10 protein-coding genes and 2 pseudogenes are annotated in these 11,163 nt (G+C 68.7%); 6 read left to right on the forward strand and 6 right to left on the reverse strand.

The window, feature by feature from the left end:
• From AOZ49_RS21940 to AOZ49_RS21950, 5 genes and pseudogenes are all read left to right on the forward strand, one after another.
• Positions 1–1,188 carry a sugar ABC transporter permease gene (locus tag AOZ49_RS21940; RefSeq protein WP_054477749.1) on the forward strand — a complete coding sequence of 396 codons (1,188 nt, stop codon included), beginning with the start codon at positions 1–3 and terminating at the stop codon, positions 1,186–1,188.
• Between the two features lie 61 nt (positions 1,189–1,249).
• Positions 1,250–1,384 (forward strand): annotated as a pseudogene (locus AOZ49_RS33855) (lactonase family protein); the annotation flags it as partial.
• A 37-nt stretch (positions 1,385–1,421) separates the two neighbouring features.
• Positions 1,422–1,988: pseudogene (locus AOZ49_RS33860) on the forward strand (lactonase family protein); the annotation flags it as partial.
• Positions 1,984–2,265: a beta-propeller fold lactonase family protein gene (locus tag AOZ49_RS33865; protein WP_255353705.1), complete on the forward strand. Its 282-nt coding sequence runs from the start codon at positions 1,984–1,986 to the stop codon at positions 2,263–2,265. The pseudogene AOZ49_RS33860 and the gene AOZ49_RS33865, both read left to right, overlap by 5 nt.
• Positions 2,266–2,309: 44 nt before the next feature.
• On the forward strand, positions 2,310–3,194 hold the full coding sequence (locus AOZ49_RS21950) for an NAD-dependent epimerase/dehydratase family protein (RefSeq protein WP_054477751.1): 885 nt from the start codon (positions 2,310–2,312) through the stop codon (positions 3,192–3,194).
• Between the two features lie 21 nt (positions 3,195–3,215).
• On the opposite strand, the gene AOZ49_RS21955 is transcribed toward AOZ49_RS21950, so the two are convergent.
• The 6 genes from AOZ49_RS21955 to AOZ49_RS21980 all read right to left on the reverse strand — a co-directional run bounded on the left by AOZ49_RS21955 (position 3,216) and on the right by AOZ49_RS21980 (position 9,890).
• A complete protein-coding gene (locus AOZ49_RS21955; RefSeq protein ID WP_054477753.1) occupies positions 3,216–4,235 on the reverse strand; it encodes a LacI family DNA-binding transcriptional regulator in 1,020 nt (339 codons plus the stop codon).
• A gap of 13 nt (positions 4,236–4,248) precedes the next feature.
• Positions 4,249–4,623, reverse strand: a complete 375-nt coding sequence (locus tag AOZ49_RS21960; protein WP_054431688.1) for a tautomerase family protein — start codon at positions 4,621–4,623, stop codon at positions 4,249–4,251.
• A gap of 156 nt (positions 4,624–4,779) precedes the next feature.
• Entirely contained in the window at positions 4,780–6,069 is a 1,290-nt protein-coding gene (locus tag AOZ49_RS21965; protein ID WP_054431689.1) for a quaternary amine ABC transporter ATP-binding protein, read from the reverse strand.
• Entirely contained in the window at positions 6,066–6,923 is an 858-nt protein-coding gene (locus tag AOZ49_RS21970; RefSeq protein ID WP_054431690.1) for an ABC transporter permease, read from the reverse strand. Before AOZ49_RS21970 ends, AOZ49_RS21965 begins: the two co-directional genes overlap by 4 nt.
• A gap of 277 nt (positions 6,924–7,200) precedes the next feature.
• The gene (locus AOZ49_RS21975) at positions 7,201–8,202 is read right to left on the reverse strand and encodes an ABC transporter substrate-binding protein (protein ID WP_054477755.1); all 1,002 of its coding nucleotides are present in this window, start codon (positions 8,200–8,202) and stop codon (positions 7,201–7,203) included.
• A gap of 416 nt (positions 8,203–8,618) precedes the next feature.
• Positions 8,619–9,890, reverse strand: coding sequence for a class I SAM-dependent methyltransferase (locus AOZ49_RS21980; protein ID WP_156333148.1), 1,272 nt, complete (start codon positions 9,888–9,890; stop codon positions 8,619–8,621).
• A 212-nt stretch (positions 9,891–10,102) separates the two neighbouring features.
• Here AOZ49_RS21980 and AOZ49_RS21985 point away from each other — a divergent pair.
• On the forward strand, positions 10,103–11,163 hold a 1,061-nt coding region (locus AOZ49_RS21985; protein WP_054477756.1), incomplete at its 3' end, for a multidrug effflux MFS transporter.

Raw genomic sequence — 11,163 nt, forward strand, 5'->3', positions numbered from 1 at the left:
ATGACCCAGATGCTTGCTTCCTCCTCTTCCGAACCGCGCCCGCGCGGCGGCCATCCGCCGCTGCGGCAACTGTTCGCGCGCCACAAGCTGCTGGCCATGGTGCTGGCCCTGGCGCTGATCTGGCTGTTCTTCTGGCACCAGACCAACGGCAGCTTCCTGCGGCCCAACAGCATCTCCAACCTGCTGCTGCAGATGTCGGTCACCGGCATGCTGGCCTGCGGCATGGTGCTGGTCATCATCGCCGGCGAGATCGACCTGTCGGTCGGCTCGCTGCTCGGCCTGCTGGGCGGCCTGGTCGCCATCCTGACGGTGAACCTGGGCTGGAACACCTGGCTGTCGGTGGCGGTGGTGCTGGCCGCCGGCGCCGCGCTCGGCCTGGTCAACGGCTGTCTCACGACCCGCCTGCGGGTGCCCTCCTTCATCGTCGGCCTGGGCGGCATGCTGGCCTACCGCGGCCTGCTGCAGTTGAGCACCGACAGCGTCACCATCGCCCCGGTGCCCGACGACCTCGGCGCCATCGCCCAGGCCTTCGTGCCGCCGGCCCTGTCCTGGCTGCTGGCAGCGCTGATCATCGCGCTGGCCTGCGGCCTGACGCTGGCGCGGCGTCGCCGCCACCTCCGGCTGGGGCTGGCCGTGACGCCGCGCTGGCTCGATGCCCTGCGCATCGGCGCCATCGCCGCCACCGCCGCCGGCTTCGTGCTGGTGCTGAACCGGGCCAACGGCGTGCCGCTGCCGGTGCTGATCCTGCTGGCGCTGCTGGGCGTGTTCTCATGGATCGCCACCCAGACGGTGTTCGGCCGCCACGTCTACGCGGTCGGCGGCAACGTCGAGGCCAGCCGCCTGTCCGGCGTCAACGTCCAGCGCGTCAAGCTGATGGTGTTCATGCTGATGGGGCTGATGTGCGCCTTCGCCGGCATCGTCAGCACCGCGCGCTCGGCGGCCGGCTCGCCATCCGCCGGCGTGGGCGGCGAACTCGACGCCATCGCCGCCTGCTTCATCGGCGGCACCTCGATGCGTGGCGGCTCCGGCACCGTGTATGGCGCGCTGATCGGCGCGCTGGTCATGGCCAGCCTGGACAACGGCATGCAGCAGATGAACGTGGACACTTCCTGGCAGATGATCGTCAAGGGCGCCGTGCTGGTGCTGGCGGTGTGGATCGACGTCGCGACGAGGCCCGAACGTGCATAACGACACCCCATCCCCCGCCCCCGGCGATTGCGTGCTCGCGGTGGGCACCTACACGCAGGCCATGCCGCATGTGCAGGGCCGCGGCCTGGGCATCCACCTGCTGGCGTTCGAAGCCGCGACGGCCTCGTTCCGGTCCTTGCAAGTCGTGTCCGGCCCGATCAATCCGTCATACCTGTGCGCGGCCGCCGGGCGCCTCTACAGCGTCAGCGAGCAGGAGCGCGACGCGACGCTCGATATCTACGCGATCGAGGCCGGCGCGACGGTCCTGCGCCCCATCGGCCAGATCGCAACGCCCGGCGCCGCCCCCCTGCCACGTCAGCGTCAACCTGGTGGCGCGGCAGTTGTACGTGTCGAACTACGGCTCCGGCGAACTGCTGTGCTACGCGCTCGACGCCGAGGGCCTGCCGCGCGGCGCGCCCCAGGTCATCGCGCGGCGCGGCGCCGGCCCGCGCGCGGACCGCCAGGAAGGACCGCACGTGCACTACGCCGCGCCCAGCGACGACGGCGCGCGGGTCTACCTGTGCGACCTGGGCACCGACACCATCGCCTGCCACCGCGTGCTGCCCGACGGCCTCGACCCGGCGCCGGCGCGGGAACTGCGCACGCGGCCCGGCGCCGGACCGCGCCACCTGGCCCTGACGGCCGATGGCGCGCACGCGGCGGCGGTCGAGGAGCTCTCGAACACCGTGGCCATCCATGCGCTCGACGAGCCGGCCGGCGAACTGGCGCGCGCCAGCACGCTGCCGCGCGGCTGGCGCGGCGCCAACACCGCCTCCGCCGTGCGCCTGCATCCCGATGGTGAATGGCTCTACGCCGCCAACCGCGGCCACGACAGCGTGGCCGTCTACCGCCTGCACCGCGTCGCCCCCCTGGCTCGACCTCGTCGGTTTCATCGACATCGGCGGCCGCGCGCCCCGCGACATCGCGCTCACGCCCGACGGCGCCTTCCTGCTGGCGGCGTCCCAGGACGACCACTTCATCCGCGCGCTGCGCATCGACCCGTCCACGGGCCTGGCGCAGGCGCAGGGCGATCCCCACCCCCTGGCCTCGCCCGCCTGCCTTTGCCCCCTGCCCTGAACCGGAAGCTTTCACCGTGACCTCTCCCCTGCCCCCCCGCCCGCATCGTCGTCACCGGCGCCACCGGCCAGCTCGGCCGCAAGGCCCTCGCCATCCTGGCGCGCCAGCCCTGGTGCGATCACCTGGTCGGCATCGACCTGCACGCGGACGCCAGCGTCTTCAGCCCGGAACTGCGCGACCGCCTGACCCTGGTGGCCGCCGACCTGCAACGGCCCGATCCCGGCTGGACCCGCCACTTCGCCGGCGCCGACGCCGTGCTGCACCTGGCGGCGCGCCACTCGACGCCCGACGCCAGCTGGGAGGAAGCCCTGGGTTCCTACGACATGACGCTGAACGTGCTGACCGCCGCCGCCACGCAAGGCGTGCGCCGGCTGGTGTTCTCGTCATCCAACCACGCCATGGGCGGCTACAAGGACCTGCCGCTGGCCGCCGCCATCGGACCCGGCAAGCTCACCGCCGAGACCGAGCCCGCGCCCGGCACGCGCTGGTTCGACGGCGAACGCGAGGTGCACTCGCTGGCCTACGGCACGTCCAAGGTGATGGGCGAACGCCTGTGCCGCGCCTACTCGGCGGTCACGCAGGGCCGGCTGTCCACCGTGATCGCGCGCATCGGCTGGATCCTGCCGGGCGACAACGACCCGCGCGACATGACCTACTCCGGCGTGGCGCATCCGCGCGCGCCAGTCCCTGACGCCCACGACGAACCCGCCCGCCGCGCGCTGGCCTGGTTCCACGACATGTGGCTGTCGAATGAGGATCTCGAACGCCTGCTGATCGCGGCGCTGACGGCGGACGCGTCGCGCTGGTCCGACGGCAGCGTCACGGTCAACGGCGTCTCGGCCAACCAGGGCAGCGCCTGGAACGTGGCCGACGCCCGCGACAGCATCGGCTATGCGCCGCAGGATGACGTGCGAAAGCGCCTGCGCTGAGGGCCGGCGCGCGCGCCGCGCTCAGCCGGGCGGGCGGGTCGAATCCCGCACCACCAGCTCGTAGCCAAGCGTGCGCACCCGCGCCTGCGGTTCGCGCGAGGCCAACTGCTCGACCGCCGCGTAGGCCATCTCGCGGATGGGCTGGCGCAGCGTGGTCAGCTTGGGCCAGGTCTGGCGCGACAGCGGCGTGTCGTCGTAGCCCGCCACCGACAATTCCTGCGGCACACTGAGGCCGCGCACATGCGCGACATACAGCACGCCGGCCGCCATGTCGTCGTTGGCCGCGAAGATCGCGGTCGGACGCTGCGCGCGCTCAAGCAGCCGCTGGCCGCACTGCACCCCGGAATCGAACGAATGCAGGCCCTGCTCGACCAGCGTCGGGTCGTAGGCGACGCCCTGTTCCGCCAGCGCGTCGCGGTAGCCGTGCAGGCGCTCGCCCACCGCGCCGTGGTCGGGATGGCCGGCCACGAAGCCGATGCGGCGATGGCCCAGGTCCAGCAGGTAACGGGTCATGTCGCGCGCCGCGGCGCGATCGTCGGTGCTGACTTCCAGTCCGCGCGCGCTGGGCGATCCCGGCGCCAGCCGCACATAGGGCACGTCGCCATCGTCCAGCGCCGCGATCAGCGCGCGCACGTCGGACAACGGCGGCGTCAGCACCAGCCCGGCGCAGGCATGCTGCCGCGCCGCCTGAACGATCTGCGCGGCCAGGTCGGGCGCGCGGTAGTCGCAGGGATGCGGCAGCAGGCTGTAGAAATAGCGCTTGCAGGCGTCGAGCGCGCCGTGCTGGATGTTGATCAGGTAGTTGTCGCTGGGATTGTCGTAGACCAGCATGATCAGGTCCGAGCGCTTGCTGGCCAGCCGGCGCGCGGACGGATTGGGCTGGTACTTGAGCAAGGCGATCGCGGCCATGACCTTGGCGCGGGTCTTCTCGCTGGTGTTCGGCTCGTTGTTCAACACCCGCGAGACGGTCTTGATCGACACCCCCGCTTCGGCCGCCACGTCGTCGACGGTGACGGAGCCCTTGTCCTTGCCGATCGCCATGCCGGAGCCCCGCTCAGCGGCCCGCGGCCTTGGCGCTCAGGCCGTTGGCCACGCCCATGTCGGTCTTGGGCACGTCGCGGATCAGCACCCGCACGTCTTCGCCCGAAATGCCGATGCTGTCGCACACGGCCCGGTTCAGCGCCGCGATCAGCGCCGACTTCTTGGCTTCGTCGCGGCCCTCGATCAGCGCGGCGTCGACGCGCGCCATGGCCTTGCCGATCTCGCCCGCCACGATCACGTGTTCAGCGGGGATTTCCTGCAGCACGATGCGCACGCTGGACAGCGGCGCGGCGATGCTTTCCACGACCGCCTGCGAGGCCGCCTGCAGCAAGGCGGTCTTCTGGGCGGCCGAATGGCCCTGCATGATCTGGACATTCAAGATTGGCATGACGGATTCCGATATTCCGAATAGTGGCACGCCGGCAGTCGGCGCCGGCCAGCCATCATATCCGGACTGGCCCCGGGCGCAAGCCTGGCCGCGCCGGGACCGCATCGTCATGACGGGCGGCAGCCGCCGCCCGTCCGCCTGACGGCAACCTGGACGTCAGGCCGCCTCGCCCCGCTGCGCGGGTTGCGGCTGGCCCTGCAGTTCGGCCTCCTGCGCCGCCTGGCCGCCCTCGGCGGCGACCGTGGCGGACTCGTCCGTCGGCGCCGTCTCGGCCAGCACCGGCGTCACCAGTTCGACCACCTTCTTGCGCGACAGCATGCCGATGAACTCGTCGTTCTCGCCCGTCACCGCCACCGGCTGGTCGCTGTGCACCAGCTGCGCCAGCACCTCGCCCAGGCCGGCCGTGGCCGGCACCGAGGCCAGGTCCTCGACGAAGCGCGACACGTCGCGCCCGCCTTCACGCACCGCCTGCTCGGCCGCCACCAGCGTCAGCACGCCGGCCAGCCGCTTGCCGTCCAGCACCGGCGCGTACTCGTAGTTCAGCGCCCGCATGCGGTCGACCGAGTGGGCCGGCCGCGAACGCATGGTCAGCGTCAGGCGAGCCGGATTGACGGCGTGGGTCGCGTTCAGCACCTTGGTGCGGTTCACGTCCTGCAGGAACGACTGCACGTAATCGTTGGCGGGGTTCAGCAGGATGTCTTCCGGCGTGCCTTCCTGCACCAGCTCGCCGTCCTTCAGGATGGCGATGCGGTTGCCCAGGCGCAGCGCCTCGTCCAGGTCATGGGTGATGAAGACGATGGTCTTGTTGAGCTTGGACTGCAATTGCAGCAGCTGGTCCTGCATCTCGCGGCGGATCAGCGGATCGAGCGCCGAGAAGGCCTCGTCCATCAGCAGGATCTCGGCATCGGTGGCCAGCGCCCGCGCCAGGCCGACGCGCTGCTGCATGCCGCCCGACAACTGGTGCGGATACTGCTGCTCGAAGCCCGACAGGCCGACCTGCTCCAGCCATTCGCGGGCTCGCTGCTCGCGCTCGGCGCGGCCCACGCCCTGCACGGCCAGGCCGTAGGCGGCGTTGTCCAGCACGGTGCGGTGCGGGAACAGGCCGAAGCGCTGGAACACCATGCTCATCTTCTTCTGGCGGAAGGTCTCCAGGTCGCGCTTGTTCAGGCTGACCACGTCGACGCCGTCGACCAGGATGTGGCCGGCGCTGGGCTCGATCAGGCGGTTGAAGTGGCGGATCAGCGTCGACTTGCCGGACCCCGACAGGCCCATGATGACGTAGATGCTGCCCTCTTCGATCGACAGGCTGATGTCGCGCAGGCCCAGCGTGTGGCCGCTTTCGGCCAGCAGCGCTTCCTTGCTCATGCCGCCCTGCGCGGCTTCCAGCCACTTCTTCGGATGCGGCCCGAAAATCTTGTAGATGTTCTTGACTTCGATCTTGCTCATCGCTGGCCTCCCATGCGCATGCGCTGTCCATACGATTGCGTGATCCGGTCGAACAGCACGGCTAGCACCACGATGCCCAGGCCCGCCAGCAGGCCGCGGCCCACTTCCAGGCGGTTGATGCCGAGCAGCACTTCATACCCCAGGCCGCGCGCGCCGATCATGGAGGCGATCACCACCATCGACAGCGCCATCATCGTGGTCTGGTTGATGCCGGCCATGATGTTGGGCAGGGCCAGCGGCAATTGCACGCCGAACAGCTGCTGGCGCGGATTGGCGCCGAACGCGCGCGACGCTTCCAGCACCTCGCGGTCGACCAGGCGGATGCCCAGGTCGGTCAGGCGGATCAGCGGCGGCACGGCGTAGATCACGGTGGCGATGATGGCGGGGATCTTGCCCAGGCCGAACAGCATCACGACCGGAATCAGGTACACGAAGCTGGGCATGGTCTGCATCACGTCCAGCACCGGCAGCATGACCGAGCGCAGCCAGTTGACGCGCGCCATCAGCACGCCCAGCGGAATGCCGATGACCACCGACAGCCCGGCCGCCATGATCATCAGCGCCAGCGTCTGCATGCCGGCGTCCCACAGGCCGAGCACGCCGATGACGCACAGCAGCGCGCCCATGGCCAGGCTCAGGCCGATGCGGCGGCTGACCAGCCAGGCGATGGCGATGGTGACGCCGACCACGGCCCACCAGGGCGAGCTGCGCAGCACCTGCTCCAGCCACACCAGCGCATGCAGCACGGGCTGGGACAGCGTCTCCAGGGTATCGGCGTAGTTGGTGACCAGATGATCGACGAATCCGTCGATGGCCCCCCGCACCTGACGGGCGGGAATGATTTCAGGAAACATGTATTGACTCCATTTCAGCGCATTCGCCACGCGCCGCGCCCACGGCATCCGGCTCGGAGGCCGGGCCGGCTTCCCGCGCGGGAAGCCGGCGGCGGCGATGGCGAAATACGCTTACAGTCCGGCGCGGGAGCTAGGCATCCCGCGCATTGCCCGCGTGGCGGACAGTCCGCCTGCCGGAGGGCTTTTTCCCCTTGGGGTCATCCCAAGGGGAAAAAGTCCAACCCGGCGGTCCGTCCCGGCCAGCCGGAACGGACCGCCGCCGGAAAGGCGGCGGGGGTTACAGCGCGCTTTGCACGCGCCCGGCGACGTCGGCGGGGACCCACTTGGTCCAGACGTCGGGCTTGTTTTTCAGGAACCACTTGGCCACGGCGCCGGACTCGTCACCGGTTTCTTCCATGTGGGCCAGGGTTTCGTTCATCACGGGCAGCGGCACCGAGACCTTCGACAGGAATTCGGTCAGCACCGGCGCTTCCTGCGAGAACTTGGTGTTCACCGCGGTGAAGACGGGATTGTCGGGATAGGCGCTGGGCTCGGGCTTGGCGCACTTGGGCGACGTCAGGCACTTGTGCTTGTCGGCGTCGTAGGGCGGCATTTCCAGCTTGACCAGGTCCATGGCGCCGACCAGCGGCGTGGGCGACCAGTAGTAGAAGACCACGTTCTGCTTGCGCTTGTAGGCCGACATCAGGGCCGCCTTCTGCGCCGCGCCGGTGCCCGGCGAGTACAGCGTGTAGGAATCGTCCAGCTTGAGGGCGTGGAACAGGTTGGTGCTGGTGACTTCGCAGCCCCAGCCCGCCGGGCAGCCGTAGAAACGGCCCTTGCCGGGTTCCTCGGGGTCCTTGAACTTGTCCTTGAACTTCGGCAAGTCGGCCGCGGACTTCAGTTCGGGCAGGCGCTCGGCGGTGTAGCGCGGGATGTACCAGGCTTCGCCGCCCATGTAGAGATCGCCGATCCGCTTGACGCGGCCGGTCTTTTCGGCGCGTTCCCAGGGGTCGGCGACGCTGTTCAGCCAGATCTCGGTGTTGATGTCCAGGTCACCGCGCTCGAGCGCGGCCAGGGCCGGCAAGGTCTCGGTGGGCAGGGTTTCGGCCTTGCAACCATAGCCCTTTTCCATGATGAAACGTTCGACATCGACCAGGACCAGGTTGGATTCCCAGTTCATGGCGCCGAAATTGATCGGACGCTTGAGTTCGCATTGCGGCGCATCGGCGGCTTGGGCCGATCCGGCGAAGGCAAACAAGACGGCCGCGGCGGCCAGGGTCTTGACGGGGGTGAAACGCATTGGCTTTTGCCTCCATAGGTTCAGGGACACGGCGGCGCTGGTCCAGCCGTGCCATGGAGCTAAGGGGGTTGTGCGGAAGACGGGCAGAACCGCCAATACAAACCGACACTAGCAACAAGAGGATCCGCAGGGTGCGGAGTCTTGCAAGACAGGAGCCTCAAAAACAGAGTTTTCGAGAACCCACAGATAGTGAACAAACTGAAAGAAGAAGCCAGCATCTTAACCGAAATTAATGCATGACCCAAGCCCACCCCTGAACGAATCAGATACATTCACGCCGAAAACCGTGCGGAAAAACCCTTATTCCCAAGAGGCGATTCCCCGTTTTCCCCTGGGGAATCGCCTCCCGAAAATGTAGATACATTTAGTTAATATTTTGTTCGTATAAATACATTTAATGGTCCCGAAACCCGGTTTCAGGGCTTCGGATCGGGGTCCCGGTACATGTAATCGCGTCGCCACGGGTAGGCCAGGTCGGGCGGATTGTCGAGTTCATCCGGACGCCCCGTGGCCGGGTGTTGGCCCACGATCTGGTGCAGCGCGATCCAGCCGTGCTCGAAGCCCATGGCGCAACCCGCCAGGTAGAGCCGATAGGCGCGCAGCGAGCGCTCCCCCTGCTCGCCGCCCAGGATCCGCGCGGCCTCGGCCAGGTTGGCCTCGAGCGCGTCGCTCCAGGCCCACAGGGTCCGGGCGTAGTGCGGTCGCAGGTTTTCGACGTCCACCTCTTCCAGGCCGCCGTTGGTCATGGCCTCCATGACGACGCTGATGTGGGTCAGCTCGCCCCCAGGGAAGATGTACTTCTCGATGAATTCGCCCATGCCGCTGCCCAGCTCGGCGTTGTAAACGCCGGCCGCGGTGATGCCGTGGTTCATGATCAGCCCGCCCGGCTTGAGCAGCCGGCGCAGCTTGGCGAAATAGCCTTCCAGCTGGGCCCGGCCGACGTGCTCGAACATGCCGACCGAGGCGATCTTGTCGTAGGGCGCGGCCTCGTCGAGCTTGCGGTAGTCCAGCAGCTCCACGCGCACGCGCTCGCCCAGGCCCTTTTCCTGGATCAGCCTGCTGACGTGCGCATGCTGGTTGCGCGACAGCGTGATGCCGGTGGCGTCGACGCCATAGTGCTCGGCCGCCCACAGCAACAGCCCGCCCCAGCCCGCGCCCACGTCGAGAAAGCGCTCGCCCGGCCGCAGCCGCAGCTTGCGGCAGATGTGGTCGAGCTTGGCTTCCTGGGCCTGCGCCAGGTTCATGCCCGGCTCGCGGTAATAGGCGCAGGAATAGACCCGGCGCGGATCCAGCCACAGGGCATAGAAATCGTCGGACAGGTCGTAATGGAATTCGATCTGGCGGGCGTCGCGCTCCACCGAGTGACGCCACACCGACATCACCTTGCGCACCAGCTCGGTCAGCCAGCCGCCGCGCGCCGCGTCCACCGGTGAACCCGGCAGCAGCGCCGCGGCCGCCGCCATCACATCGCGCATCGACCCTTCGATGTCGATGCGGCCTTCGACGTAGTCCTGCCCCAGCACGCCGACGGCGCCCTCGGCCAGGTGGGCCAGCGCGGTCTTGTCATGCGTCACGAACCGCACCCGGGGATCCGGCGGCCCGACCACGGTGCCATCGGGCAACACCAGCTGGACAGTGACGGGCAAGGCCTGGAGCTTGCGTTCCACAACAGACAACAAAGGACTCACAGCATCTCCTCTGGAATACGTACGGACACGGACAGACTGTATCGGAAATCACTTGCAATTTGCGTGTAAGGCAGTGCGTGATACAGTCTTTGGCTTGGTGCAAAACGCGCAATGCAGCGCGACGCGCCCTGTCCCTTGCGCGAGCCCCCCTCGCGGTCCACATGCCCCCTACCCTTTCTTCCCGCGGCGCGCTGCCGGGCTGGCTCATTCTCATGGGCGCCCTGACGGCGATCGGTCCTTTCGCCATCGACATGTACCTGCCGGCGTTCCCGACGATCGCCGCCAACCTGGGCGTGCCGCGCGGCGATGTCGAGCGCACGCTGGCCGCTTACCTGATCGGCCTGGCGCTGGCGCAGGTGTTCTATGGCCCGATGGCCGACCGCTTCGGCCGCAAGCCGCCGCTGCTGGTGGGCCTGACGCTCTTCATGATCGCGTCGCTGGGCTGCGCCCTGGCCGGCTCGGTCGAGGCGCTGACCGGCTGGCGCGTGGTGCAGGCGATGGGCGGCGCGGCCGGCATCGTGATTCCGCGCGCCGTCATCCGCGACCATTACGAAACCCACGAAGCGGCGCGCGCCATGTCGCTGCTGATGCTGATCATGGGCCTGGCGCCGATCCTCGCGCCGCTGGCCGGCGGACAACTGCTGGGCATCGCCAGCTGGCGCAGCCTGTTCTGGGTGATGCTGGCCGGCGGCGCCATGCTGATGACGGCCGTCGTGCTCATCATGAAGGAATCGCTGACGCCCGAGCGGGTCGTGCCGCTGCGCTGGCAGACCATCGTGCAGAACTACCGCGCCCTGTTCGCGCACCGCGGCTTCATGGCGCACAGCCTGGCCGGCGGCTTCGGCCAGGCCGGCATGTTCGCCTACATCATCGGCTCGCCGCGGGTGTTCATCGAACTGTACGGCGTCGACCCCAAGTATTACGGGCTGCTGTTCGGCACCAACGCGCTGTCGCTCATCATCTGCTCGCAGATCAGCGCCCGCCTGCTGCGCACCCACACCCCGCGCCAGCTGCAACGCCGCGCCCTGACTGCGCTGGCCTGCGCCAGCCTGGCGGCGGTGGCGCTGACGCTCGTGGGCTGGATGACGCTGCCGCTGCTGATGGCCTGCCTGATCTGCTACATGGGCAGCCAGGGTTTCGTGAACCCCAACTCGGCGGCGCTGGCGCTGTCCGACCAGGGCAAGCGCCTGGGCGCGGCCTCGGCGCTATTGGGGACGCTTCAACTGTCGTGCGGCGCGCTGGCCGGTTTCGCCGTCAGCGCCTGGCAGACCGA

Source organism: Achromobacter sp. 2789STDY5608615 (assembly GCF_001298995.1).
GTDB lineage: Bacteria > Pseudomonadota > Gammaproteobacteria > Burkholderiales > Burkholderiaceae_B > Achromobacter > Achromobacter insuavis.